Source organism: Barnesiella sp. An22 (assembly GCF_002159975.1).
GTDB classification, from domain to species: domain Bacteria; phylum Bacteroidota; class Bacteroidia; order Bacteroidales; family Barnesiellaceae; genus Barnesiella; species Barnesiella merdigallinarum.
Map to the genome: position 1 here is coordinate 318,638 of NZ_NFJR01000002.1, position 26,093 is coordinate 344,730.

The window sequence follows — 26,093 nt, forward strand, 5'->3', positions numbered from 1 at the left end:
TTATTTTTATCTCTTTCAGTAACTTCTTGTACAAATTGTAGGGAAAGGTCGAAAAAACGGGGATAAAATATTAACAGTAATTAACTATTTGAATTTGAGGGGATAAATCGTCCGAAATGTTGATAAATAGATAGGAAGTCTTGCGTTTTTGCTATGTCGAGTTGGCAAAATGAAAGTGCCCAATCTGCTTAAAACTTATTAAAATGGTCATAGAGTCAATATAATGCGTAACTTTGCAGCGGATTTATAACTGAATTTATGGTAAATCAACTTACCGCTTTGGTTCGCAAACAGGCTGCCAAATACGGAAACCGTGAGGCGTTCAGCCATAAGGACTATGAGCACAATCAATGGGTTCCTACCTCTTGGAACCGTTTCTCTGAACAGGTATCGTACATAGCGCAAGCTATGGTTCTCTTAGGTATTCGCGAGCAAGAAAACATTTCGACATATACACAAAACAAACCCGAAGGTCTCATCGTGGATTTTGCGGCATTCGACAACCGTGCGGTAGTCGTTCCGCTCTATCCCACCAGTTCGCTCGACCAGATTAAGTACATCATCGACGAAGCCGAGGTGCGCTTTCTGTTTGTGGGCGGGCAGGTGCAGTACGACAATGCCATTGTGGCCCTGCGTGAGTGTCCTACGCTCGAGAAACTCATTCTTTTCGACCCTGCCATCAAGCGGACTGCCGACGACCATACGTCGATCTATTTCGATGACCTCATGGAGCAGGGCCGTCTGGCCGGTGCCGATGTGGTAGCCGAGGTAGAACGCCGTCGCAATGCCGGTACGCCCGACGATTTGGCTACGCTCATCTACACCTCGGGTACGACCGGCGAGCCCAAAGGGGTGATGCTGGCTCACTCGAACTACGACGAGGCCATGCGCATTCACCTGCAACGGTTGGTGACTTGCTCCGACAGCGACGTATCGCTCTGCTTCCTGCCGTTGACCCACGTCTTCGAGCGGGCTTGGTCGTACTACTGCCTGACGGTAGGCATGCGCATTGCCATCAACGTAGACCCCAAGGATATACAGAATACCATTCGCGAGGTGCGCCCCACCATCATGTGCAGCGTGCCCCGTTTCTGGGAGAAGGTTTACTCGGCCATCCAGGACAAACTGTCGAAGACGAAGGGGATGACCCGTCGTCTCACCGAGCGGGCTTTTGCCATCGGACGCCGTCGCAATGTGGAGTATCTGCGTGTAGGAAAACGGGTTCCGCTGTGGCTCGAGTGTCAGTACAAATTCTACGACAAGTTCGTATTCTCGAAAATCCGTCGGGCCGTAGGGGTGGAGAACGGCAATATCTTCCCCACCGCCGGGGCTCCGCTCTCCGATACCATCAACGAATTTCTGCACATCTGCGGCATCAATATCGTCTATGGCTATGGTTTGTCGGAGACGACGGCCACGGTGAGCTGCTTCGACCTGACCGGCTACGAGTTCGGTACCGTAGGCTCGCTCATGCCCGATATTCAGGTGAAGTTGGGCGAGAACAACGAGATACTGGTGAAGGGCAAGACCGTGATGAAGGGCTACTATCGCAAGCCCGAGGAGACGGCCCGCGTCTTTACCGAGGACGGCTGGTTCCGCACGGGCGATGCCGGCAAGATAAACGACGAAGGGGCTTTGGCCTTGACCGAGCGTTTGAAAGACCTCTTCAAGACTTCGAACGGGAAATACATTGCCCCGCAGGCTCTGGAGACCCGCCTGGGCGAAGACAAGTATATCGATCAGGTAGCCGTCATCGGCGACCAGCGCAAGTATGTGACGGCCATCATTATCCCGGCCTTCGAGGCCCTGAAGGAGTATGCCGCTCAGAAGCACATACAGTACCGCACCCTCGAGGATCTGGTGAAGAACCAGAAGATTCATGCTCTTATCTCGGAGCGTATCGACGCGCTGCAAAAGAACTTTGCCCGCTTCGAGCAAATCAAGCGTTTCACGCTGCTGCCGAGAGCCTTCAGCATGGAGAAAGGCGAGTTGACCAACACGCTCAAGATACGCCGGTCGGTCATCAACCTGCTCTACAAGGAGGAGATAGAGGCGATGTATGCCTAAAAACGAAAACCGAAATTTGGTAAATAGCACAAGGGTGTATAATTTTGTACACCCTTTTTTCGTATAACAGAAACAAGTGATAAAGATATGATTACACAAGAACAATTAAAAGAGACAGAAGAACGCAAGTTGGCGTTGAGGAGGTATCTTTGACATCGATTCGAAGAAAATCGAGGTAGAAGAAGAGGAGTTGCGCACCCATGTGCCCGACTTCTGGGAAGACCAGAAGAAGGCCGAAGCGCAGATGAAAAAGGTAAAATCGTTGCACTTCTGGATAGACAGCTATACCGAAATCGAGAAATCGGTCGAGGAGTTGAAGCTGGCCTTCGACTTTGTAAAAGAGGGTATCGTTTCGGAAGAGGAGGTCGACGAGATTTATCACCATACGATGACGCTGATTGAGAATCTCGAGTTGCGCAACATGCTGCGTCGCGAAGAGGACAAGTTGGGCGTGGTATTGAAAATCAACTCGGGTGCCGGTGGTACCGAGGCGCAAGACTGGGCTTCGATGCTCATGCGCATGTACTTGCGCTGGTGCGAACAGCACAACTACAAGACCTCCATCTCCAATATTCTCGAGGGCGATGAGGCCGGTATCAAGTCGGTGACGATACAGATCGAGGGCGACTATGTCTACGGTTACCTGAAGAGCGAAAACGGCGTGCACCGTCTGGTGCGGGTATCGCCCTACAACGCTCAGGGCAAGCGCATGACCTCGTTTGCATCGGTATTCGTGACACCGCTGGTCGACGATACCATCGAAATCAACATCAACCCCGCCAACATCTCGTGGGATACTTTCCGTTCGAGCGGTGCCGGTGGACAGAATGTGAACAAGGTGGAGTCGGGCGTGCGGTTGCGTTACCAGTTCAAAGATCCCTATACGGGCGAAGAGGAGGAGATTCTGATCGAGAATACCGAGACCCGCGACCAACCCAAGAACCGAGAGAACGCCATGCGCCAGTTGCGCTCTATCTTGTACGACAAGGAGTTGCAGCACCGTATGGCCGAGCAGGCCAAGATTGAGGCCGGCAAGAAGAAAATCGAGTGGGGGTCGCAGATACGCAGCTATGTGTTTGACGACCGCCGGGTGAAAGACCACCGCACCAACTACCAGACCTCCGACGTGCAAGGCGTGATGGACGGCAAGATCGACGGTTTTATCAAAGCCTATCTGATGGAGTTCGGCGGTGACGAAAGCAACGCATAAACCGGTATGGAGAAACTCACGCTGATAAAAGTGGGCGGTAAGATTGTGGAGGAGCAGGCTACGTTGAGTCGCCTGCTCGCCTCGTTTGCCGCCATACCCGGCCGCAAGGTGCTGGTGCACGGAGGCGGCCGATCGGCCACGGCCATGGCGTCGCGGCTGGGTATCGAGAGCCGTATGGTGGGCGGTCGTCGCATCACCGACAAGGCCATGCTCGAGGTGGTGACCATGGTCTACGCCGGCCTGGTGAACAAGAATATCGTGGCCGGCCTGCAGGCCCAGGGAGTAAATGCGCTGGGCATGACGGGGGCCGACATGAATATCCTGCTGTCGGACAAACGTCCGGTGGGCGAGGTCGACTACGGTTACGTGGGCGATGTGCGTCGCGTCGACGCTGCCGCCCTGTCGGCACTCATCGAGATGGGTGTCGTGCCCGTAATCGCTCCGCTTACCCACGACGGGCGAGGCTCAATGCTCAATACCAACGCCGACACGATGGCTGGCGAGACGGCCAAGGCTCTGGCTTCGCGTTACGAAGTATCGCTGGTCTATTGTTTTGAAAAGCGGGGGGTGTTGCGCGATGAGAACGACGACAACAGCGTAATTGCCGAGATGACCCGACAGCAGTTCGAGACCTACCGGGCCGAAGGCGTGGTGCAGGGCGGTATGATACCCAAACTCGAAAATGCCTTCGATGCCATTCGCCACGGGGTGCGCGAGGTCATTATTACCCGGGCCGATGCCATCGGGCAGCCTCACGGGGGTACCCGCATCGTGGGGTAAAAGACGATTTTATTGATAGAGAATAAAATACGAGGGCTGCCCGAGAAAGGGCAGCCCTCGCTGTAGGATAGGTTCGTTTATTTAAATTTGCCCCCTCTGTGCTTGTTATTGACCTATCCAGTTCCATCCGGCTGGGGTATATTCCGACGATAAGATGACGACACCCTTCTGGTTCCCCAAAAATTCGATTACCCGGAAATAACCGCAGTGGTTCTGAATGCGGGTTTCGCTTTCCCAAGCCTGGTGCACGAAATAGAGGTGTCCCAGTTCCGGAACACAGAACGACTCGCCCTCTTCGGGTACGCCGAAGGCACTCAGGTCGATTGTCTCGGTGCGTTGTACTCCCAGGTCGGTGAAGGTGGTCATGCGGCCTGCTACACCTTCGATTTTCCCCTCGTTCCAGGTGATGGCAATGTTTTTGTTGAGAAATTCAAAGCCCTCTTCGTAGTTAACCAGTCCCCTTGTCCATATGGTATCGACATTGGTGGGTTGATCTTCTTCGCAAGCGGCGAATGCGAATACCATGCACATGAGAAGCACGATACGAAATGTTGAATACTTCATAGTATAAAATGTTGATTAAAATCCGACCGGTCCCAAAATCGGAATGTTTATGTGTGTGTTACAGACGAATATAAAAGAGCGCGGACCCAAACTTTTTCATTCTTTAAAACCTTAGAAAATCGTATAAAAACCACGATATTAAGTCAGAACGGGCGCAATAAGTACACAGAACTTTCTCTCTGCGGTATGCCCGAATTTCTCAGATCTGTAGAAACAAAAAGTTAACGCTGTTTTATAAATGTCTTATTGAATGTTGTCCCCTTGTTTATATGTCCCCTTATATAATCATTTTGGTTTTGTCATTAGTTATTTGCAAATATAAATAAATTCTTTTGACAAATCGAAACTTATGGCAAGATATTTTTCCCTTTCGTGTCAAATAGGTCTGTATGGGAGGATAGCGGTTGTCGATTGGGAAAAATTTCCGGGATTGTCGTGAGTCGTGCAAAGGTCCTCGAGTGCGGACCGTAAAGATATGAGAAAGCCTGGGAGGATGGCCCGTTGCCGAGCTCTCTTTCTCCCAGGCTTCCGATAGTGTTATTGCTTGATGAATTTGGCCTTTTCGCAGCCGCCATCGGCATATTGGGCTACGGCAACGTAGATGCCGCTCTCCAGGTCGATGTCGAGCGAGGTCGTTCCGCTTGTCGAGAGGTCGGCAGTAACCAGGTTTATCCCCTGCATGTTGTAGACAGCCAGTTTGCCGGTTCTATTTTGGGCGTGGATAAATTCCAGTTCGCCCGATGTGTTGGCTACATAAAGTCCGCTCAGTATCGAGGCCGAGGTGATACCCGAAACGTTTTTGTCCTGAATGATTTCGATGGTAATCGGGTCGGCATAGAGGGTCTCTACGGTCAGCGTTGTCGTGCGTTGCGAGGTTCCCTCGGGGAGAGCTTCGAATGTAATGGGTATCGAGATTTCGGTTGAGGCACCGTCGACCGGAGTTCCCGGTGTGAGCCACGAATCGGCTGCGGTGCAGTCGATACCGTCGGCCATGAACAAGGTCGAGTAGACCGTGACAGACGAGCTGCCTGCCGTTCCGGGAATCTCGACGGGGCTTTCGCATCCGAGGCTCGACATGGAGGCATTGCACAGCGACATGGCCAGAGAATAGCTGCCCATCGAGGAGATGTCGACCATATCCTCTTCACCCTCTTTGGAAAGGAGACGGTATACATAGGCACCGGCGTCGAAGGTTTGTTCGACGCTGTTCGAAACCACGCCGACAACTACGTCGTCGCGGTCAAATCCGTCGAAAATATAGGCCATAGGTTCGTCGATGAGGAGCCGTTGCGGCATGGGGGTTCCGTTCACCTCTTTGAGAAACTCGAAATGCATGCCATATCCATAGTATCCACCCAGTTCGGTAGCCTCTACGTCGGAGGCTTTGAGCGAAGCGATAGCCAGTGTGTCGCCCAGCTCCCCTGTTTCGGTAAGAGCTACGGCTCTCAGGAAGAACTCGGCATCGTCGGGTGCCTCGAAGGTGGCCAGAATGAGGTCGACACCCGAGATGAGCATCGGGGAGCAAGGTTTCTCAAAGATGTTCATCACGGCCTTGGTGGTGATGTGGTAACCTCGCATATCGAGTTCGCAACTGCCGAAAACGTAGTTTCGGGGAGCCGGCACGTCGTTATAGGAGAGCACGGTGAGCCGGTTGTTATTGACATCGAGATTGCCGATGGTCATGGCCCGGCCTGCCGTTAGAGTGCCGTTCCAGGTGTAGAAACTTTGGCGCGAACCGGACGTAGCGGTGAGAGAGGGCACCGAGTGTGTGCCTATGGAATAGTTGGCCGTGTAGGTCGGGGTGTCGTAGTTTTCGCCGTCGCAATCCCATTGATACGACAAGGCTTCGTTGGAGTAGTTGTTCCACACGAGATCTTTGAATGCGGGTGCAAAAATCGAGGTTGTCGAGAAGGCTTCCCACTTGTAGTTGACACCCGAGAGGAACGTTCCTTGCGGACGGTTGTAGATGGCGGTAGGCAGCATGGGGCGTACATACACTTCGTCGAGTTGCATCGAGTCGCCGTATACTCCTTCGTATTGGAAAGCGATTAATACCGTCTTCCCTGCATAATCGCTGATGTCGATTCTGAACCGGCGGAAATCGGAGATTTCCAGTTCTTCGTCGGTATATTCCAGGTCGGCCACATCGAGCAGCAAATCCCATGATTCACCGCCGTTGTCCGAGATTTTTATCTTCATGGTGGCGGCGATACCGTCGTCTTTGTTATAGAAATTATAGAATACGTAGCAGGGGAGGTAACTCAAATCGAAGAAGAGATAGTCTTCTTCTTTGACGGTGATGGGCTTGGTGATAAGCCACTCGTCCGACTCTTCGTATTCATCGTATTGGATATAGGCAATGTATTGGCTTTCGGGGTTCAGCGGAAGCCCTTTTGCGATGCTGGGTTCGGTGATGTACCAACTGTACCAGAGTGCATCGGGGTCGTCGTAGTTGGGGTGTGTATTGATGCTGGTCCAGCCTTCGGGCAGCCATTCGAGCGCATCGGGGTCGTCGATATGGTTGGCAAATTCTTCAAAGCCTTCGGCCAAGGTATATTCTTCGTCGGCAGCCGGCATCGCCTCTTTTTGAGCGGTATATACAGGAGCCAGGTTCTCTTTCCGATTGGCAAAGGCCTTGAAGCGGCGTTTGCCGTCGAGAGTCTCTTTTACTGCGATTTTACGCCCGTTTTGCTCATAGGTTTTCAAAGTTCTGGCGGCCTCGGAGCGTATGCTCTTTCTAGCGGTCTGAATTATTTCGACTCTTCGTTGAGCCGGGTTTTCATCGAAAGATTGTGCGGCTGTCGAGGGTAACAGCGTGAGGGAGCACAAGGCTCCGACAAGTAGTAAATTTTTCATGCTTTTCCGATTAAAGGGTTAAAGGTGATATGATTGCTTTGAAAGTTTCGTCGCCGACACGTATGATGAACAGACCGCTCGGCAACGTGAGAGAGAGGGAATCGGCGGTTAATTGCCGTTTCAGGAGAACTTGTCCGGTCATCGATACGATGGTTACCGGGTCGCCGGGTTGACCGTATATATGCAGTATATTCCGATTTGTAGCGATATGGCGCATGCCCGACGTCTCGATCTTGTCGATTGCGGAGGTGTTGCCTACCTTGAATTTTATCGATTCGTCGGAGCGGGTGTAGGTGTTTTGGGCTTGTATCTTGAAGAGGTATTTGCTCTGTCGGTTCAGCCCGGTGAACGAATAGTGATTGTCGGTGACCCCGGTGATGATTGCAGGCTCTGCATGAGAGGCGACCGGTTTTTTGGGCGCTGTCGATTTTTCGCCCGAATAGAGCGAGAGGTTCGACAACGCGAGGTTCGAGAGACTCTCGATTTTGAGGTATCCCGAGTCGATTGACGTGTTGAAAGTTTGGGAGATGAGAGTCTTTGAGGTAGGGCTTTTCAGGGAGAAGATGATTTTTTCTCCTGTGAAATCGGCGTTTTCGCAAAGTGTGATAACGAGCCCGTCGTAGTAGCTGCGGGTGGTTTGGGCCTCAAATTCGAGAGTGAAAGTTCCGTCGCCGCTGAAATCGAGCCGGGGCGAGACCATGTATCCCTTGGCTTTGATACAGCAACGTCCGCCGCATTGGCCTATTCGCTCGCCGGTCCAACCCGGTTGTTGTGTGTAGGAGTCGAGGCTTTGTGAAATTTCGGTCGTGTCGGGCATCAAGTAAGTACCGCTTGCGAAACCCGAGAACGACTCGCCTAACAGCAAGGTATTCAGGGGGTATTGTTCGGACAAAGTTACGGTGTAGGAATCGGCTCCGTCGATTGCGCCCCAAGTAGCCGTGAAACCGTCGTCGGTCACGTCGGTTACGCCCAGTTGGTCGGGGGTGGCCAGTCGGTCGATCATGAAATGGAAATAGACGGTGTCGTTCGATTCGCGAATGTCGATAATCGGTTTGTTCAAAGCTCCTTCGCTATACAATTCGGGTGCGGGATTACTGTCTTCGGTAAAATAGGTATTGTAGGTTGTGCCGGGGAACAGGTCGCCTTCCGGGTTGGTGAAATTGCCGTCGGCCGGTACGATTTGCACCCGTTCGTGTCCTTCGGTGTTGTTGACGGTGTTGTTATCCCAGGCCACAGGGTCATAGTCGATGTGTACAATCATGAGTCCGTGCCCGGCGGCATATCGGTCCCAGCCTGTCTGTTGCCGGTTTTCGAGGGTGAAAAATTCGTTTTCGTTATGGGGCGACCGCATGAGACAGGCCCGATTCGAGCGGTTGAGCGGCGGGAGGGCGATGTGGGCTTGTGGCTCTTGCAGTTCTTGCAGGTCGAGCCAGCCGCAGCTGTATCGTTCGAAAGCCGAGTAGCCTACGGGAGTTTTGCTGTCGTTGTTGTAGCTGCCCATGTCCATGAGGCTCCAGGTTCCCATGCCGAAGGTGTCGCCATACTCGGTGTTGTAGATGTCGGGGAGTCCCAGACAGTGGCTAAATTCGTGGCAGAAGGTTCCTATTCCGCTCAGGATTTCGCCTGTTTCTCCACTTAGTTCCGAGGAACAGGCAAAGGTCGAAATCTTTTTCCCGTCGAGGGTGAGGGAGTGACCAAACTCGTCGAGGGTACCGGCAGCGGGCCAAATGGTGTTCTCGTCGGCTCCGTTCGATTCGGCATGTCCGGCATAGATGACATATACCAAGTCGACTGTACCGTCGTTGTCGAAATCATAATCGGCAAAGTTGACATCGCATTTTTCGTGAGCTTCGGTACAGGCCTCGGTAATCATGGCCGCCAGGTTGAGGTCGTTCCCGTAAAAATCGTTCTCTCCGTAGTATTTCATGTCGTGAGAGAGGGTGACCGGCCCTACCACATCGAACGAGGGCATGAATACACCGTTCGACTGGTCTATAAAGTAGTCGCGGGCGCTGCCGGTGGCTCCGTTTTCGGCATAGCCCTTTTGGTTCATTTGGGCCTCGAAAGCCTCGCGTGTACCCACCGGCGAGAATTTTATGTCGGCATATTGGGCCAAAATGATGAGGCCCCGCACTTCGCCCCGGTTGGGAAAGTCGAATGCCCGGGCTAAACGTTGGCGTCTGTTGATGCGTTTTTGCTGTATAGCCTGGCGATATGAGCTTTTTGTGCGAAGACTGTCGACGAACGCCTTTTCGCGAGGCGTGCGATTCTGTGGATTGCGAGCAATGAAAGTTTGCCGGAGGGTATTCCCCCTCAGGTCGAGGTATCGGTAGAAGCCGTCGTCGCCTTTCCCGACAGGGATACGGTCGAGGGTCTGGTAGTAGTGTCCGTGCTCGTCGCCTGTGAGCGAAATGGTGAGCACTGTACCGTCGGGTTGGATGTACTCGACTACGTGGGGGTAAGCCGGTATGGCTTTGCTGCTAAGTGAAGATGCAAAAAACAGCACCCCTAAAGCAATCTTTGAAGTAACTCTTTGCATAAGTATGATGATTCTGTTGCAAATATATTACTTTTCGTGACATTTTGTTCAGTAGAGGTGCTGTTTTTTGTAATTTAGTTTAATTCTATTTTATGCACTACTTCAATTGTTCGGCCTGATTGTAGATAGCTTCGAAAATAGTCTTGTCGGCTTCGGTGAGCGAGCGTCCCCGACGGGCCATCATTTTCTCGGCAATGGCGTAGAATTTAGGTAGTTGCACGTCGGTGAAGCCGGCCGTGCCGCCCTCGCTGAACGAGGCGACGAAGTTGCGGGGGAACCCGGCACCGTGAATGTTGACTCCCACGCCTATCACCGTAGCGGTGTTGAACATGGTGTTGATGCCGGCCTTGGAGTGGTCGCCCATGATGAGGCCGCAGAATTGCAGGTGGGTGCGCAGGAAGCGGCGGGTGGGGTAGTTCCACAGTTTTATTTCGCTGTAATCGTTCTTGAGGTTCGAGGCTACGGCGCCGGCGCCCAGGTTGCACCATTCGCCGATGACGGCGTTGCCCAGGAATCCGTCGTGTGCCTTGTTGGAGAAGCCGAACATCACCACGTTGTTCAGTTCGCCGCCCACCTTGCAGTAGGGTCCCAGGGTGGTGGCTCCGTAGATTTTGGTACCCATGTTGACAAACACATGTTCGCAGGCGGCGAAGGGGGCCCGTATGCAACTGCCCTCCATCACCTCGCTGTCGGCACCTAGGTAGATGGGGCCGTTGGTCACGTTGAAGATGGCGCACTCGGCCTTGGCTTCGGGCTCGATGAATATCTTGGGGGTTCCGTCGGCAAAGCAGGGGTCGCCGATGACGCGGTTCGACGGGCTGAGCGGCTGGCTGGTGCGGCCGCGGGTGATGAGTTTGAAATCGGCCTCGAGACACTCGCCGTTGAGCAGGAAGATGTCGTAGAGGTGGTGAATGTAGCGGGGCTCTTGCTCGCAAGCGAGCGTGGCGGTGTGACGCCCTTCGCGGAAGTCGGTTTCGCTGCCCCGGAAGGCGATGACCGTATCCTGGTCGACCAGCGCCTCGCCCGGCTGCAACCGGTCTATCTGGGCAACCAGTGTATCGTCGGGGATGAGGTGACCGGCGATGAAGAGGTTGTCGGGGGCGATGACGGCCGGATATTTCCCGGCCATATATTCGGGGGTGATATAGGAGTAGCTGCCGGGCAGCAGGCGTTCCCACTTTTCTCTCAGGGTGAGGATACCCACGCGTATGTCGGCGACGGGGCGGGTGAAGGCCAGGGGCAGCAGCTCGAGATGCTGCTGGGGTGTGTCGAAGAGAATGATATTTTTCATAATCGTGTATAATGGATTGATAGACCAAAGGTAATGTAAATCTTATGGAAAATCAAAATCTGGGGCGAGGTATTGCCTCGAGGATGATGGATTGAACAAATGGACCGGTGTGGTCGTTTATGGAAAAAAAGAAGGATATGGAGAAAAATCGCTTTGTGCAACTGGTCGCCGGTATGCTGTACCGGACGAATCGGGACACGCTGACGTTGGATACCCGTTATAAAGGGTTGAAGGAGTGGAATTTTTTGTTTGAAGTCTCGTTGGCCATGATGCTCGAGGAGGAGTATCATGTGGAGGTGACCCCCGAGGATTTCTCGAGTACGGGAACCCTCGACGAACTGTTTCAACGGGTGTGTGCCCCCGGTCTGGCCGGCAAGGAATAAAACGAGAGCAGGGAGGCGAACGGATATGAGTGGCTTGTCGGGAATTGTAGGAGAGGTAGATCAGTTGGAACAGGTATTGCGACACATGTCGGAGGCCCAGAATCATCGGGGACGCGAGACGCCGGTGGGGTGGGTCTCCACCTTTGTCGATGCCCGGGTGGGATTGATGCACAATCGCATGAACACCATCGACCCGGCCCGGGCTCCGAGTCAGCCTTACGAAGATGCCGATACGGGGCTGGTGGTGATGCTCGACGGCGAGATATTCAACTACGCCGAGGTGCGTGACCAACTGGCCAACTATTACACTTTTGCCACCGGGTGCATGTGCGAGGTGGTGGCCAAGGCTTACGACCGTTGGGGCGATAGCAGCTTCGATCGCTTCGAGGGCTATTTTGCCCTGGTCGTTTACAATCGGTTTTCCGAAGAGTTGTTGCTGTGTCGCGACCGTTTCGGCATCAAGCCGCTCTACTATGCCACCCGGTGGGGAAATCTTTATTTTGCATCGGAGGTGCGGGCCCTGTTTGCCGGGGGTGTCAGGCCCCTGCTGTCGGCCGAGCGGTGGGCCGGTTATCTGGCCTACTCGACTTATGGTTCGCCCTATGAGACCTTTTGGGAGGGGGTGCACCAGTTGCCGGCCGGTTTTTTGCTGCGCTACAACGGTTATTCGCTGGTCGAAAAGCGTTGGTACGAATTGGAGAATCGGGTCGAAGCCTGGCGCAACGAATCGCCCGAACGTAGAGCCGAAGCCTTTCGAGAGCAGATGCGCCGCAGTGTAGGGTATAGCCTCATGGGCGAGATGCCCAAGGGCCTTTCGCTCGATGGAGGCATGGAGTCGGCCCTCTTTATAGCCTTGATGAAAGGGACGGGGACCCCTCGCTATCTGAAGAGTTACATGCCCTATCGCGGGAAGTTGCACCAGAGCGGAGTGCTGTGGGGGGCCGAGCAACTGTCGGCTACAGCTGTGCCGCTCGAACAGGTTTCCATTACCCCTGCGATGTTGTTGAAGGAGCTCGATTTTCTGTCCCGTTGGCAAGAGGAACCTGTCGACGGAATGGAGATGGTGGCTCGGTCGGCCTTTCTCCGGGTGATGCGCAAGCGGGGGCTGGCGGTGGTCAGTGGCGGTTGGGGGTTGGCCCACTTTCTGGGCGATGCCGTTCTGCCGGGCGACCGATATACGTCGCTGGTACCCTCGGAGGTATTGTCGGCCGACTTTCGGCAACTGGCCCGCAAGCCTCGGTACCGGAGGCTGTTCGAGTCGGAAAACAGCCATTTGAAGTTTTGCGACTTATGCTATGAGCGCATTCCCCACCTGTTGCGGTGTGTCGACAAGATGAGCATGTATTATGGCGTGCAGATACGCAATGCCTTTTTGAACCACAATCTCATAGAGATAGCCTTTGCCTTGGCCGGCGACAGCCCTTCGGGACGGGCGCGCAGGCAGTGGTTCGACCACGAGGTGGTAACCCCTTTGCTTTCGGGAGAGGTGAGGCTGGCGCCAGAAAGCGAGGCGGAGGAGCCGATGCTGCCTGCCGAGATGAAGCGGTGGGCCGACGAGGTAGTGCTCGACCTGCGTTACGGGCGGGTATCGGAGTGGTTCGACCACACTCGTCTGGAACGGGCCTGGCGACACGAAGAGGATGAACTCTTTGCCGACCCGGCGAAGGTGTGGAAACTGCTTTCGCTCTGCCTGCAGCTGAAGAGTCTGGGCTGACCGATGGCCGGGCGGGCAGGAGAGGCGATTGGCACCGCCGCAGGCGCGCAAAAATAAATGGCTCCGTCGTAACTCTTTTTCTTGACTTTCACTACCTTTGCATCCAAAATCAATCGTGATGAAATTTATAGAGCAAAAGTTAAAGGGAGCCTTCGTCATCGAGCCGCAAGTGTTCGGCGACAGTCGGGGCTATTTTATGGAGAGTTACAAAAAGGAACTTTTCGACCAATATGTAGGACCGGTCGATTTCATACAGGATAACGAGTCGCGGTCGAGTTACGGTGTGTTGCGCGGTCTCCATTTCCAAAAGGGTGAATATTCGCAAGCCAAACTGGTGCGGGTGACTCAAGGTCGTGTGTATGACGTGATTGTCGACCTGCGCCGCTCGTCGCCCACCTTCGGCCAGTACATCGGGGTAGAACTCTCCGACGACAACAAGCGCCAGCTCTTCGTGCCGCGCGGATTTGCCCACGGCTTTACCGTATTGAGCGAGACAGCCCAGTTCTGCTACAAGGTCGACAATGTGTATGCCCCTGAGCATGAGGCTACATTGCTCTACAACGACCCGCATGTGGGTGTGGTGTGGCCGGTGAAGCCCGAAGATATGCTACTCTCGCCGAAAGATATGAAGGGGCTCGGGTTCGATGAAATCGAGACATTCGAGTAACAGGCGGGAATATAAATCACTGTTGTCGGTCGTTTGTGACTTGACGATAAAATGGTGAAAAATAATCCGAATATATTTGGTTTTTAGTGATTTAGTGCTTATCTTTGCACCACTTTTGATGCTGTAAAAGGTCGAAGCGTTTATATAATCGATTGATTATGTGAAAGCTATGACCAATTTTAGCGTCTTGGACAGAGAGAATAAGAAGGAAAATTATAAGTAAAAAGATTTTTAAAAAAAGTTCTAAGAAATGCCTACGATTCAACAATTAGTAAGAAAAGGACGGGTTGTATTGGAAGACAAGAGTAAATCTCCTGCATTGGATTCATGTCCGCAAAGACGTGGTGTATGCGTGAGAGTTTACACGACGACTCCTAAGAAACCTAACTCTGCCATGCGTAAAGTTGCTCGTGTACGTTTAACCAACGGTAAAGAGGTGAACTCTTACATCCCGGGTGAAGGCCACAACCTGCAAGAGCACTCTATCGTACTCGTTCGTGGCGGTCGTGTGAAAGACCTCCCTGGTGTACGTTATCACATCGTACGCGGTACGTTGGATACTGCCGGTGTAGGTGGCCGCACGCAACGTCGCTCGAAATATGGCGCCAAGAGACCTAAAGCAGGAGCTGCACCTGCCGCAAAAGGTAAGAAATAATCGATACCTTTGAGAAAAAGCCAGCAAAGAGATTAAAAAGAATTAGTGTCAAACACTGGTTCGCGTTTATTGGATAGGCTGATTGGGTTGAGTAAATGAAATCGGCGGATTTCGTTGAAGATGTAAAGAACAGCAACCAAAAACAAGAACGACAATTTATTGTAAAAAATGAGAAAAGCAAAACCAAAGAAACGGGTTGTATTACCAGATCCCGTATTCAATGATGTAAGGGTTTCGAAATTTGTGAACCACTTGATGTATGATGGCAAGAAAAATACTGCCTACTCTATTTTCTACAGCGCACTGGAGATTGCGAAATCGAAGTTGCCCAACGAGGAGAAATCGGCCCTCGAAATCTGGAAGAAAGCCCTGGAAAATATTACACCTCAAGTAGAGGTTAAGTCTCGCCGTGTGGGTGGTGCTACTTTCCAAGTACCTACGGAAATCCGCCCCGATCGTAAGGAATCTATTTCAATGAAAAATCTTATTATCTATTCTCGTAAGAGAGGTGGCAAAACGATGGCCGACAAACTGGCTGCCGAAATTGTCGACGCTTTCAACGAGCAGGGTGGTGCATTCAAACGTAAAGAAGACATGCACAAGATGGCCGAGGCCAACCGTGCATTCGCTCATTTTAGATTTTAATTGAATAAAATAAGGAATAAAGAAAATGGCAAAATCTGACGCTCATTTGAAATATACCAGAAATATTGGTATTATGGCACACATCGATGCCGGTAAGACAACGACTTCGGAACGTATTCTGTACTACACGGGGTTGACGCACAAAATCGGCGAGGTGCACGACGGTGCCGCTACCATGGACTGGATGGAGCAGGAGCAGGAGCGCGGTATCACGATTACGTCGGCCGCCACTACCGCTTTCTGGAACTATAAAGGCGAGAAATACAAAATCAACCTGATTGATACTCCGGGGCACGTCGACTTTACCGTAGAGGTAGAGCGTTCGTTGCGTGTGCTCGACGGTGCTGTGGCTACATTCTGTGCAGTAGGTGGTGTTGAGCCCCAATCTGAAACCGTATGGCGCCAGGCCGATAAATACAATGTACCGCGTATCGGTTATGTAAACAAGATGGACCGTTCGGGTGCCAACTTCTTTGAGGTGGTTCGCCAGCTGAAAGATGTACTGGGTGCAAACCCCTGTCCCATCCAAGTACCTATCGGTGCTGAGGAGACTTTCAAAGGCGTAGTCGACCTGATTCGCATGAAAGCCATCTACTGGCACGACGAAACGATGGGTGCCGACTACAGTCTGGAGGAAATTCCCGACAGCTTGAAAGCCGAGTGCGACGAGTGGAGAGACAAGATGCTCGAGAAAATCGCCGAGTGTGACGACGAGCTGATGGAGAAATACTTCGCCGATCCTTCGACGATTACCGAAGACGAAATCGTCCGCGCTATCCGCAAAGGTACGCTGGCCATGCAAATCGTTCCTATGATTTGCGGTTCGTCGTTCAAGAACAAAGGTGTACAACCGCTGCTCGATGCCGTTTGCGCATTCTTGCCCAGCCCGGTAGATACGCCGGCCGTGGTAGGTCACGACATGAACGACCCCGAGAAAGAAGTGGTACGTCACCCCTCCTTCTCTGAGCCTATGTGTGCATTGGCCTTCAAGATTGCAACCGACCCCTATGTAGGCCGTCTCTGCTTCTTCCGTGTATATTCGGGCGAAATCGTTGCCGGTTCTTACGTACTCAACTCCCGTTCGGGTAAGAAAGAGCGTGTATCGCGTCTGTTCCAAATGCACTCGAACAAACAGAACCCCAAAGAGTCGATCGACTGCGGCGATATAGGTGCCGGTGTAGGTTTCAAGGATATCCGCACGGGCGATACGCTCTGCGCCGAAGACGCTCCTATCGTACTCGAGGCTATGGACTTCCCCGCACCTGTGATCGGTATCGCTGTTGAGCCCAAGACTCAGAAAGACCTCGACAAGCTGGGTATCGGTCTGCAGAAACTGGCCGAAGAGGATCCTACCTTTACCGTAGCTACCAACGAGGAGACGGGACAAACGGTTATCAGCGGTATGGGTGAGCTCCACCTGGAGATCATTATCGACCGTCTGAAACGTGAGTTCAAGGTAGAATGTAACCAGGGTCGTCCCCAAGTTACCTACAAAGAGGCTATCACCAAACCGGTTGAGCTCCGCGAGGTATTCAAGAAACAGACGGGTGGTCGTGGTAAATTTGCCGACATCATCGTACGCGTAGAGCCCTCGACTCGCGAAGAGGCCGGTCTCGAATTCGTAGATGAAGTAAAAGGTGGTAACATCCCCAAAGAGTTCATCCCCTCGATTCAGAAAGGTTTCACTACGGCTATGAAGAACGGTGTATTGGCCGGCTTCCCGGTAGACAGCCTGAAGGTAACCGTACTCGATGGTTCGTTCCACCCCGTAGACTCTGACCAGTTGTCGTTCGAACTCTGTGCCATCCAGGCCTTCAAGAAAGCCTGCGAAAAAGCCGGACCCGTATTGCTCGAGCCTATCATGAAGATCGAGGTAGTAACCCCCGAAGAGAGCATGGGTGATGTAATCTCCGACTTGAACAAACGTCGTGGCCAAATCGAAGGTATGGAGTCGAGCCGTTCGGGCGCCCGTATCGTGAAAGCAACGGCACCTCTGGCCGAGATGTTCGGTTATGTAACCGCCCTGCGTACCATCACTTCGGGTCGTGCCACCTCGACGATGTCGTTCTCGCACTATGCCGAGGTAAGCTCGTCGATTGCCAAGAATGTGTTGACCGAAGTAAACGGTAGAGTAGATTTATTGTAATTAAACCATCAAATATCAATATGAGCCAAAAAATCAGAATTAAATTGAAGTCTTACGACCACAACTTGGTTGACAAGTCGGCCGAGAAAATCGTAAAGACGGTGAAAGCTACGGGCGCAGTAGTGAGCGGGCCTATTCCTCTTCCTACTCACAAACGTATCTTCACGGTAAACCGCTCGACTTTCGTAAACAAGAAATCGAGAGAGCAATTCGAGTTGTCTTCGTTCAAGCGTCTTATCGACATCTACAGCTCGACGGCCAAGACCGTAGACGCCTTGATGAAATTGGAGTTGCCCAGCGGCGTGGATGTAGAAATTAAAGTGTGATTCAACAAAAATTAAGTAGAAATGCCAGGATTATTAGGAAAAAAAATCGGAATGACATCCGTTTTCAGTGCCGAGGGTAAAAATGTACCATGCACTGTTATCGAAGTTGGTCCTTGCGTGGTTACGCAAATCAAAACCGTTGAAAAGGATGGTTACGAGGCAGTACAAGTAGGTTTTATCGACAAGAAAGATAAACACACTACGAAGCCCGAAGCCGGCCATTTCAAGAAAGCAGGCGTAACGCCCAAGAGACACTTGGCCGAGTTCAAATTCGATACCGAATACAAATTGGGCGACACGATTGCCGTCGATTTGTTTGAAGGTGCGGATTACGTAGATGTAATCGGCGTATCAAAAGGTAAAGGTTTCCAAGGTGTAGTTAAGCGTCATGGTTTCGGCGGTGTAGGCCAGACCACTCACGGTCAGCACAACCGCTTGCGTGCCCCCGGTTCTATCGGTGCATGTTCGTATCCTGCCCGTGTGTTCAAGGGTACTCGTATGGCCGGCCAGATGGGTAACAGCCGTGTAACCGTGCAAAACCTTCAAGTGTTAAAAGTAATACCCGAGCACAATCTTTTGCTCATCAAAGGATCGGTACCGGGCAGTAAAGGTTCAATCGTAATAATTGAGAAATAATGGAACTGAGCGTATATAACATTAAAGGTGAGGACACCGGTAAGAAGGTTGTTCTGGACGACTCCGTATTCGGAATCAAGCCCAACGATCACGCCGTATATCTCGATGTGAAACAATACTTGGCCAACCTGCGTCAAGGAACTCACAAATCCAAAGAAAGAAGCGAAGTATCGGGTAGTACCCGCAAACTGAAAAGACAAAAAGGAACGGGCGGCGCTCGTAGCGGTGATATCAACTCGCCGGTTATGATCGGTGGTGGTCGTGTATTCGGTCCCAAACCCCGTGACTACCGTTTCAAACTGAACAAGAAAGTGAAAGAACTCGCCCGCAAGTCGGCATTGACTTACAAGGCTCAGGAGAATGCCATCGTAGTGGTAGAGGACTTCTCTTTCGATGCCCCCAAGACCAAGGAATTCGTAAACTTGCTGAAAAATTTGCAAGTTGCTGATAAAAAGTCACTTTTGGTTTTATCGGAACAAAATAAAAACGTATATTTGTCGGCCCGTAATCTTACGGGAACAAATGTGGTAACGGTTTCGGAGCTCAACACCTACAAAGTATTGGACAACAAGGCTTTGATTTTGACGGAGAGCACGGTAGCCGCTATCAATAACTTTTGATGTAAGGAGGCTTAAATATGGGAATTATTATTAAACCTATCGTAACAGAGAAAATGACGGCCATGGGCGAGAAATACAATCGCTATGGTTTCCGTGTGGACCCGAAGGCCGACAAGTTGCAAATCAAGAAAGCCGTAGAAGCGATGTACAACGTGACGGTCGTATCGGTAAACACGATGAACTATCGTGGCAAAAACAAAAGCCGCTACACCAAGACCGGTCTCATCTCGGGTAAGACGGCCGCTTATAAGAAAGCCTTGGTTACATTGAAAGAAGGAGAAACTATTGATTTTTATAGCAATATCTAATTAAACAATGGCAGTAAGAAAATTAAAGCCCACAACACCGGGGCAAAGACACAAAGTTATTGGTGCATTTGATAATATCACTGCTAGCGCGCCAGAAAAATCTCTTGTAAGAGGTGTCAGAAAATCGGGTGGTCGTAACAATGAAGGGCATCTGACGATGCGCTACATTGGCGGCGGTCACAAGAGAAAATACAGATTGATCGACTTCAAGAGAAACAAAGACGGTGTACCCGCTACTGTAAAGACGATCGAATACGACCCGAACCGTTCGGCCCGTATCGCTCTCTTGTTCTATGCAGACGGTGAAAAACGTTACATTATTGCACCCAACGGCTTGGAAGTTGGAGCAACCTTGATGTCTGGCGAAAATGCAGCTCCTGAGGTAGGAAATGCGTTGCCCTTGAAAAACATACCTATCGGTACTGTTATTCACAACATCGAGTTGCGTCCGGGTCAAGGAGCCTTCCTGGTTCGCTCAGCCGGCACGTTTGCTCAGTTGACTTCGAGAGAAGGCGATTATGCAATTATCAAATTACCTTCTGGAGAAACCAGAAAAATCCTCGCAACCTGTAAAGCCACGATCGGCAGCGTAGGAAACTCGGATCACGCCCTCGAACGCTCGGGTAAAGCCGGACGCTCGCGCTGGTTGGGCCGTCGTCCTCGCAACCGTGGTGTCGTGATGAACCCTGTAGATCACCCGATGGGTGGTGGTGAAGGTCGTGCATCAGGTGGACACCCCAGATCGAGAAAAGGCTTGTATGCAAAAGGTTTGAAGACCAGAGCTCCGAAGAAACACTCTTCGAAGTATATAATTGAAAGAAGGAAAAAGTAATCTGATAAATTGACAACAACATGAGTCGTTCATTAAAAAAAGGCCCATATATCAGTGTGAAGCTGGATAAAAAAGTTGCCGCCATGGAGGCATCAGGCAAAAAGTCTGTGATCAAAACATGGTCGCGTGCATCTATGATTTCACCCGAATTCGTAGGGCATACTTTTGCAGTACACAATGGTAATAAATTTATTCCCGTATACGTTACCGAAAACATGGTAGGCCACAAGCTCGGCGAGTTTGCTCCTACGCGTACATTCCGCGGCCATGCAGGTAACAAGAAAAAATAAGGCCTGAGGGAATGCGAGTTTTAATACAATTAAAGAATTGAAAAATGGGTGCAAGAAAAAGAGAATCAGCCAATAGAAGGAAGGAAGCTCTGAAAACTCAATATTTCGCCAAGTTGAACAATGTTCCTACCTCTCCCCGTAAAATGCGCTTGGTAGCCGATATGGTAAGAGGTATGGAGGTATTCAAAGCCTTGGGCGTATTGAAGTTCTCGAACAAGGAAGCTTCGCAAAGACTGGAAAAACTGTTGCGTTCGGCCATTGCCAACTGGGAGCAAAAGAACGAGCGCAAGGCCGAAAGCGGAGAACTGTACATCTCGACAATCTATGTAGATTGCGCAGCAATGTTGAAGCGTCTTCGTCCGGCTCCGCAAGGACGAGGTTACCGGATTCGCAAACGTTCGAATCACGTAACATTGTTTGTCGATACAATAAATAAAAACAATAACAAAAACTAATTGCTGGATGGGACAGAAAGTAAATCCGATAAGTAACCGTTTGGGAATCATCAGAGGTTGGGATTCCAATTGGTATGGCGGTAAAAACTATGGTGACAGGTTGTTGGAAGACAGCAAGATCCGGAAGTATTTGAATGCCCGTCTTGCAAAAGCCAGCGTTTCACGCATAGTTATAGAACGTACGTTGAAGTTGATCACTATTACCGTGTGCACGGCTCGTCCGGGTCTGATCATCGGTAAAGGCGGTCAAGAGGTAGACAAGCTCAAGGAAGAGTTGAAGAAGATTACCGACAAGGACGTACAGATCAATATCTACGAGGTAAAACGCCCCGAACTCGACGCCGAAATCGTGGCCAGCAACATCGCTCGCCAGATCGAAGGCAAAATCGCTTACCGTCGTGCCGTGAAGATGGCCATCGCTTCGACGATGCGCATGGGCGCCGAGGGTATCAAAGTACAAGTGTCGGGTCGTTTGAACGGTGCCGAAATGGCTCGTTCCGAAATGTACAAAGAGGGAAGAACCCCCCTGCACACATTGCGTGCCGATATTGACTATGCCTTGGTAGAAGCTCTTACGAAAGTAGGCATCATCGGTATCAAGGTTTGGATCTGCCGTGGCGAAATCTACGGAAAGAAAGACCTGGCTCCCGCGTTCACCAACAACGCCAAAGAGGCACGTGGTGGAAACGGAGGACCGAAAAAGGGCTTCAGAAAACCCAAAACTAACCGCTAAACGAAAATTGAACTATGTTACAACCGAAAAAAACTAAATTCAGAAGACAGCAAAAAGGTCGCCAAAAGGGCAATGCCCAAAGAGGCAACCAGCTGGCTTTCGGCTCTTTCGGCATCAAGTCGTTAGATACGAAATGGATTACAGGTCGTCAAATCGAGGCCGCTCGTGTTGCTGTAACACGTTACATGCAACGTCAAGGTCAGATTTGGATCCGTATATTTCCCGATAAACCTATTACTAAGAAGCCGGCCGATGTACGTATGGGTAAAGGTAAAGGTAATCCCGAGGGATTCGTATTCCCCATCACGCCGGGTCGTGTTATTATCGAGGTAGAGGGTGTACCTTATGAGATTGCCAAGGAGGCTCTGCGCCTGGGTGCCCAGAAACTCCCGATTACTACTAAGTTCGTTGTTCGTCGTGACTACGACGCCAGTCAAAATGTGTAAGTTATGAAAAAAGCAGAAGTAAAAGAATTAGGCTCCAAGGAATTGCAAGAGAGATTGGATGCAGCCGTAGCCGCACTCAACCAGATGGAGATCAACCACAGCATCTCGCCGTTGGACAGTCCTGCTAAAATAACTCACGAACGCAGGATGATTGCGCGCATGAAAACCGAGTTGCGCAAACGTGAACTTAATAAAAAATAATCAGCCACATATCTAAGATGGAAAGTAGAAATTTAAGAAAAGAGAGAGTCGGTGTGGTTTCCAGCAACAAGATGGAAAAGACGGTTACCGTGACCGTGAAATGGAAAGAGAAACACCCGATCTATGGTAAATTCGTGAACAAGACGAAGAAATACCATGCTCATGACGAGAAGAACGAATGCAACATCGGTGATACCGTGCGGCTGATGGAGACTCGTCCTTTGAGCAAAACAAAGAGATGGAGAGTAGTAGAAATCATCGAAAGAGCTAAGTAATTATGATACAACAAGAATCAAGACTTACAGTAGCTGATAACAGCGGAGCTAAGGAAGCTCTTTGTATTCGCGTGTTGGGTGGTACCGGCCGTCGCTATGCGTCGGTAGGCGACGTGATTGTCGTAGCGATCAAAAGCGCTATCCCCTCGAGCGATGTGAAAAAAGGCGCCGTATCGAAAGCCATTATCGTGCGCACGAAAAAGGAAATCCGTCGTCAAGACGGCTCGTATATCCGCTTCGACGACAATGCCTGTGTATTGTTGAACAATGCGGGTGAGTTGCGCGGTAGCCGTATCTTTGGCCCGGTAGCCCGTGAGCTGCGTGCCGTAAATATGAAAATCGTGTCGTTGGCACCCGAAGTACTTTAATCGAATAAAGCGAAAGATTAAATGAGCAAGTTACATATCAAAAAGGGAGATACAGTCTATGTAAACGCCGGTGAAGACAAAGGCAAGACCGGTCGTGTACTGAGCGTGTTGGTAAAAGAGCAACGTGCCATCGTAGAAGGTATCAACATGGTATCGAAGAGTACCAAACCCAATGCCAAAAACCCCCAGGGAGGTATAGTGAAGAAAGAAGCTCCTATTCATATTTCGAACTTGAATCCTCTGGATCCGAAGAGCGGAAAAGCTACCCGTATCGGCCGGAAGAAAAATGAAGCAGGCGTTTCAGTACGTTATTCCAAAAAATCAGGAGAGGAGATTAAGTAATGAACAACACCGCAAATCTGAAGAAAGAATATCTTGAAAGAATCGTGCCCGCCTTGCAGAAGGAGTTCAACTACTCGTCGATCATGCAGGTGCCTGTTTTGAAAAAGATCGTGATCAATCAAGGTCTTGGCGAAGCAACGGCCGACAAGAAAATCATCGAAACCGCCATCAACGAGTTGACGGCCATCACCGGTCAGAAAGCAGTGGCAACCCTCTCGCGCAAGGATATCTCGAATTTCAAGCTGCGTAAGAAGATGCCCATCGGTGTGATGGTAACCCTCCGTCACGAGCGCATGTACGAGTTCCTGGAGCGTCTGGTACGCGTGTCTCTTCCCCGTATCCGCGACTTCAAAGGTATCGAAAGCAAACTCGATGGACGAGGCAACTACACCCTCGGAATTCAGGAGCAAATCATTTTCCCTGAAATAAATATCGATAGTATTACCAAAATTATGGGAATGAATATTACCTTTGTAACCTCAGCCAAAACCGACGAGGAAGGGTATGCTCTTCTCAAAGCATTTGGCTTACCTTTTAAAAACGCAAAAAAAGACTAAGATATGGCAAAAGAATCGATGAAAGCTCGTGAAGTGAAGAGAGCCAAGCTGGTTGCCAAATATGCCGAAAAGAAAAAACAACTCAAGGCAGAAGGCAATTACGAGGCCCTTCAACTGCTGCCGAAAAACGCATCGCGTGTACGTCTGCACAACCGTTGCAAGATCACCGGTCGTCCCAAAGGATACATCCGTCAGTTTGGAATTTCCCGTATACAATTCCGCGAAATGGCTTCGGCAGGTCTTATCCCGGGTGTAAAGAAAGCAAGCTGGTAATTATTTTTAGTGTTAAATATTGTCCGGAGACTCCGGATCAATTTAAACAAATTTTTATATGACAGATCCAATAGCAGATTATCTGACAAGATTGAGAAACGCCATCAAAGCTCATCACAGAGTAGTTGAAGTGCCTTCCTCGAGATTGAAAAAAGAAATCACGAAAATCCTTTTTGAAAAAGGCTACATTCTCAATTACAAGTTTGTAGAAGACGGTCCCCGAGGCACCATCAAGATTGCCTTGAAGTACGACCCCGTAAACAAAGTGAGCGCAATCCAAAAGCTGATTCGTGTATCGAGTCCGGGTTTGCGCCGTTATACCGGCTACAAAGACATGCCGCGTGTATTGAACGGTTTGGGTATTGCAATTCTCTCCACCTCGAAAGGCGTGATGACCAACAAAGAGGCCAGCGACCTGAAGATCGGCGGTGAGGTATTATGTTACATTTACTAATTAAAAGGAGGTATATATTATGTCAAGAATAGGAAAATTGCCCATAGTAGTACCCGCCGGAGTTACCGTTACTATCTCCGGAAATGAGGTAAAGGTAAAAGGACCCAAAGGGGAGCTGTCGCAGACCGTATCGCCCGAAATTAAAGTTGAAATGGTAGACGGGGCTATCCACGTGACCCGGCCTAATGATGAGAAACAAACCCGTGCCCTCCACGGTCTCTACCGTGCTCTTATCCACAACATGGTGGTAGGTGTTTCCGAAGGGTATAAGAAAGAGATGGAACTGGTGGGCGTAGGCTACCGTGCCCAAAGCCAAGGCCAGGTGCTCGAGCTCTCGCTGGGCTACTCGCACGCCATCTTCTTGAGACTTCCTGCCGAAATCAAGGTAGAAGCCAAATCGGAGAGAAACAAAAACCCGTTGATTATTCTCGAATCGTGCGACAAGCAACTGATCGGCCAGGTATGTGCCAAGATTCGTTCGCTGCGCAAGCCCGAACCTTACAAGGGTAAAGGTATCAAGTTCGTTGGCGAGGTAATCCGTAGAAAATCGGGTAAATCGGCAGGTGCCAAATAATCATTAAACAGGTATTATCATGACAACGAAGATAGAAAGAAGACTCAAAATCAAAACCCGCATACGCGGTAAAGTTTCCGGCACGGCCGAGCGTCCCCGTATGACGGTGTTTAGAAGCAATAAGCAAATATATGTGCAATTGGTCGATGACCTCACCGGCAGAACTCTTGCCGCCGCCTCGTCCAGAGGCATGGAAGCCGCTCCCAAAAAAGAGATGGCAGCCAAGGTAGGTGAAGCTATCGCCAAGAAAGCACAGGAAGCCGGTATTACCACGGTTGTATTTGACCGCAACGGTTACCTGTATCATGGGAGAGTAAAAGAATTAGCTGATGCTGCCCGCAACGGTGGCCTTAAATTTTAATCGTCATGACAGGAAAAATAAATAGAGTAAAATCGACAAACGACATCGAGTTGAAAGACCGTCTGGTTGCCATCAACCGTGTAACGAAAGTAACCAAAGGTGGCCGTACGTTCAGCTTCTCGGCTATTGTCGTAGTGGGCAACGAAGCCGGTATCGTAGGCTGGGGCCTGGGTAAAGCGAGCGAGGTAACTACCGCAATCGCCAAAGGTGTGGAAGCTGCCAAGAAGAACCTGGTGAAAGTACCGGTTCTCAAAGGTACCATCCCCCACGATCAGCTGGCCAAATTCGGCGGTGCCCTCGTATATATCAAACCTGCTTCTCCGGGTACCGGAGTAAAGGCCGGTGGTGCCATGCGTGCCGTGCTTGAGAGCGTAGGTATTACCGACGTGCTGGCCAAATCGAAAGGTTCGTCCAACCCCCACAACCTGGTGAAAGCCACGATTGCTGCCTTGTGCGAACTGAGAGATGCGGCTACCGTAGCTCAAAACAGAGGTATCTCTGTAGAAAAAGTCTTTAAAGGTTAAT

The 26,093-nt window shown here is 50.7% G+C and carries 32 protein-coding genes; 28 read left to right on the forward strand and 4 right to left on the reverse strand.

From position 1 onward, the window contains the following. Positions 1-258 precede the first annotated feature (258 nt). The 3 genes from B5F38_RS03885 (at position 259) to argB (ending at position 4,057) form a co-directional block, all read left to right on the forward strand. Positions 259-2,067, forward strand: a complete 1,809-nt coding sequence (locus B5F38_RS03885) for a long-chain fatty acid--CoA ligase (protein ID WP_087408008.1) — start codon at positions 259-261, stop codon at positions 2,065-2,067. Positions 2,068-2,154: 87 nt separating this feature from the next. Then, positions 2,155-3,277, forward strand: a protein-coding gene (gene prfB, locus B5F38_RS03890) for a peptide chain release factor 2 (RefSeq protein WP_143240896.1) whose coding sequence is annotated in 2 segments (ribosomal slippage) — positions 2,155-2,217 and positions 2,219-3,277 — 1,122 coding nt in all. Because the reading frame shifts where the segments join, the coding sequence is not laid out codon by codon here. A gap of 6 nt (positions 3,278-3,283) precedes the next feature. Beyond that, positions 3,284-4,057, forward strand: coding sequence for an acetylglutamate kinase (gene argB / locus B5F38_RS03895; protein WP_087408009.1), 774 nt, complete (start codon positions 3,284-3,286; stop codon positions 4,055-4,057). A gap of 105 nt (positions 4,058-4,162) precedes the next feature. On the opposite strand, the gene B5F38_RS03900 is transcribed toward argB, so the two are convergent. The 4 genes from B5F38_RS03900 to B5F38_RS03915 all read right to left on the reverse strand — a co-directional run bounded on the left by B5F38_RS03900 (position 4,163) and on the right by B5F38_RS03915 (position 11,307). After that, positions 4,163-4,621 carry a hypothetical protein gene (locus tag B5F38_RS03900; RefSeq protein ID WP_143240897.1) on the reverse strand — a complete coding sequence of 153 codons (459 nt, stop codon included), beginning with the start codon at positions 4,619-4,621 and terminating at the stop codon, positions 4,163-4,165. Positions 4,622-5,158: 537 nt separating this feature from the next. Further along, complete coding sequence (locus tag B5F38_RS03905) at positions 5,159-7,477, reverse strand: choice-of-anchor J domain-containing protein (RefSeq protein WP_143240898.1); 2,319 nt, start codon at positions 7,475-7,477, stop codon at positions 5,159-5,161. A 10-nt stretch (positions 7,478-7,487) separates the two neighbouring features. After that, positions 7,488-10,016: a M6 family metalloprotease domain-containing protein gene (locus B5F38_RS03910; RefSeq protein ID WP_087408012.1), complete on the reverse strand. Its 2,529-nt coding sequence runs from the start codon at positions 10,014-10,016 to the stop codon at positions 7,488-7,490. Positions 10,017-10,113: 97 nt separating this feature from the next. After that, the gene (locus B5F38_RS03915; protein ID WP_087408013.1) at positions 10,114-11,307 is read right to left on the reverse strand and encodes a putative sugar nucleotidyl transferase; all 1,194 of its coding nucleotides are present in this window, start codon (positions 11,305-11,307) and stop codon (positions 10,114-10,116) included. A 137-nt stretch (positions 11,308-11,444) separates the two neighbouring features. On the opposite strand from B5F38_RS03915, the gene B5F38_RS03920 reads away from it, so the two are divergent. From B5F38_RS03920 to rpsE, 25 genes are all read left to right on the forward strand, one after another. Continuing rightward, positions 11,445-11,690: a hypothetical protein gene (locus B5F38_RS03920; protein WP_087408014.1), complete on the forward strand. Its 246-nt coding sequence runs from the start codon at positions 11,445-11,447 to the stop codon at positions 11,688-11,690. Positions 11,691-11,715: 25 nt separating this feature from the next. Beyond that, positions 11,716-13,404, forward strand: coding sequence for an asparagine synthase-related protein (locus B5F38_RS03925; RefSeq protein WP_087408015.1), 1,689 nt, complete (start codon positions 11,716-11,718; stop codon positions 13,402-13,404). Between the two features lie 118 nt (positions 13,405-13,522). Beyond that, positions 13,523-14,071 carry a dTDP-4-dehydrorhamnose 3,5-epimerase gene (gene rfbC / locus B5F38_RS03930; protein WP_087408016.1) on the forward strand — a complete coding sequence of 183 codons (549 nt, stop codon included), beginning with the start codon at positions 13,523-13,525 and terminating at the stop codon, positions 14,069-14,071. A gap of 250 nt (positions 14,072-14,321) precedes the next feature. Continuing rightward, a complete protein-coding gene (gene rpsL, locus B5F38_RS03935) occupies positions 14,322-14,726 on the forward strand; it encodes a 30S ribosomal protein S12 (RefSeq protein WP_008862863.1) in 405 nt (134 codons plus the stop codon). 168 nt (positions 14,727-14,894) lie between these two features. After that, complete coding sequence (gene rpsG, locus B5F38_RS03940) at positions 14,895-15,371, forward strand: 30S ribosomal protein S7 (protein ID WP_087408017.1); 477 nt, start codon at positions 14,895-14,897, stop codon at positions 15,369-15,371. Positions 15,372-15,396: 25 nt separating this feature from the next. Next, entirely contained in the window at positions 15,397-17,517 is a 2,121-nt protein-coding gene (gene fusA, locus B5F38_RS03945; protein ID WP_087408018.1) for an elongation factor G, read from the forward strand. 20 nt (positions 17,518-17,537) lie between these two features. Next, positions 17,538-17,843: a 30S ribosomal protein S10 gene (gene rpsJ / locus B5F38_RS03950; RefSeq protein ID WP_008862860.1), complete on the forward strand. Its 306-nt coding sequence runs from the start codon at positions 17,538-17,540 to the stop codon at positions 17,841-17,843. 21 nt (positions 17,844-17,864) lie between these two features. Further along, positions 17,865-18,479 carry a 50S ribosomal protein L3 gene (rplC, locus tag B5F38_RS03955; protein WP_025278737.1) on the forward strand — a complete coding sequence of 205 codons (615 nt, stop codon included), beginning with the start codon at positions 17,865-17,867 and terminating at the stop codon, positions 18,477-18,479. Next, entirely contained in the window at positions 18,479-19,099 is a 621-nt protein-coding gene (gene rplD, locus B5F38_RS03960; RefSeq protein ID WP_087408019.1) for a 50S ribosomal protein L4, read from the forward strand. Before rplC ends, rplD begins: the two co-directional genes overlap by 1 nt. Before the next feature lie 17 nt (positions 19,100-19,116). Then, complete coding sequence (gene rplW, locus B5F38_RS03965) at positions 19,117-19,407, forward strand: 50S ribosomal protein L23 (RefSeq protein ID WP_087408020.1); 291 nt, start codon at positions 19,117-19,119, stop codon at positions 19,405-19,407. Positions 19,408-19,414: 7 nt separating this feature from the next. Further along, positions 19,415-20,239 (forward strand): 50S ribosomal protein L2, encoded by an 825-nt coding sequence (gene rplB / locus B5F38_RS03970; RefSeq protein WP_087408021.1) that lies wholly within the window; start codon positions 19,415-19,417, stop codon positions 20,237-20,239. A gap of 20 nt (positions 20,240-20,259) precedes the next feature. Next, on the forward strand, positions 20,260-20,529 hold the full coding sequence (gene rpsS / locus B5F38_RS03975) for a 30S ribosomal protein S19 (RefSeq protein WP_025278741.1): 270 nt from the start codon (positions 20,260-20,262) through the stop codon (positions 20,527-20,529). Positions 20,530-20,573: 44 nt separating this feature from the next. Further along, positions 20,574-20,984 carry a 50S ribosomal protein L22 gene (gene rplV / locus B5F38_RS03980; RefSeq protein ID WP_087408022.1) on the forward strand — a complete coding sequence of 137 codons (411 nt, stop codon included), beginning with the start codon at positions 20,574-20,576 and terminating at the stop codon, positions 20,982-20,984. Between the two features lie 7 nt (positions 20,985-20,991). Continuing rightward, on the forward strand, positions 20,992-21,717 hold the full coding sequence (gene rpsC / locus B5F38_RS03985) for a 30S ribosomal protein S3 (RefSeq protein ID WP_087408023.1): 726 nt from the start codon (positions 20,992-20,994) through the stop codon (positions 21,715-21,717). A gap of 14 nt (positions 21,718-21,731) precedes the next feature. Continuing rightward, entirely contained in the window at positions 21,732-22,163 is a 432-nt protein-coding gene (rplP, locus tag B5F38_RS03990) for a 50S ribosomal protein L16 (RefSeq protein ID WP_087408024.1), read from the forward strand. 3 nt (positions 22,164-22,166) lie between these two features. Then, the gene (gene rpmC, locus B5F38_RS03995; protein ID WP_087408025.1) at positions 22,167-22,364 is read left to right on the forward strand and encodes a 50S ribosomal protein L29; all 198 of its coding nucleotides are present in this window, start codon (positions 22,167-22,169) and stop codon (positions 22,362-22,364) included. Between the two features lie 17 nt (positions 22,365-22,381). Next, entirely contained in the window at positions 22,382-22,639 is a 258-nt protein-coding gene (gene rpsQ, locus B5F38_RS04000) for a 30S ribosomal protein S17 (RefSeq protein WP_087408026.1), read from the forward strand. A gap of 2 nt (positions 22,640-22,641) precedes the next feature. Continuing rightward, positions 22,642-23,007, forward strand: a complete 366-nt coding sequence (rplN, locus tag B5F38_RS04005; protein ID WP_008862849.1) for a 50S ribosomal protein L14 — start codon at positions 22,642-22,644, stop codon at positions 23,005-23,007. Positions 23,008-23,028: 21 nt separating this feature from the next. Then, the gene (gene rplX / locus B5F38_RS04010) at positions 23,029-23,349 is read left to right on the forward strand and encodes a 50S ribosomal protein L24 (protein WP_025278746.1); all 321 of its coding nucleotides are present in this window, start codon (positions 23,029-23,031) and stop codon (positions 23,347-23,349) included. Then, entirely contained in the window at positions 23,349-23,906 is a 558-nt protein-coding gene (gene rplE, locus B5F38_RS04015) for a 50S ribosomal protein L5 (RefSeq protein WP_025278747.1), read from the forward strand. The genes rplX and rplE overlap by 1 nt, the downstream gene beginning before the upstream one ends. A gap of 3 nt (positions 23,907-23,909) precedes the next feature. Beyond that, positions 23,910-24,179: a 30S ribosomal protein S14 gene (gene rpsN, locus B5F38_RS04020; RefSeq protein ID WP_008862846.1), complete on the forward strand. Its 270-nt coding sequence runs from the start codon at positions 23,910-23,912 to the stop codon at positions 24,177-24,179. Positions 24,180-24,237: 58 nt separating this feature from the next. Next, positions 24,238-24,633 (forward strand): 30S ribosomal protein S8, encoded by a 396-nt coding sequence (gene rpsH, locus B5F38_RS04025; protein WP_087408027.1) that lies wholly within the window; start codon positions 24,238-24,240, stop codon positions 24,631-24,633. A gap of 19 nt (positions 24,634-24,652) precedes the next feature. After that, positions 24,653-25,207, forward strand: coding sequence for a 50S ribosomal protein L6 (gene rplF, locus B5F38_RS04030; RefSeq protein ID WP_025278749.1), 555 nt, complete (start codon positions 24,653-24,655; stop codon positions 25,205-25,207). 19 nt (positions 25,208-25,226) lie between these two features. Next, positions 25,227-25,568 carry a 50S ribosomal protein L18 gene (gene rplR / locus B5F38_RS04035; protein WP_087408028.1) on the forward strand — a complete coding sequence of 114 codons (342 nt, stop codon included), beginning with the start codon at positions 25,227-25,229 and terminating at the stop codon, positions 25,566-25,568. Between the two features lie 5 nt (positions 25,569-25,573). Continuing rightward, positions 25,574-26,092 (forward strand): 30S ribosomal protein S5, encoded by a 519-nt coding sequence (gene rpsE / locus B5F38_RS04040; protein ID WP_025278751.1) that lies wholly within the window; start codon positions 25,574-25,576, stop codon positions 26,090-26,092. The last annotated feature ends 1 nt before the right edge of the window (position 26,093 follow it).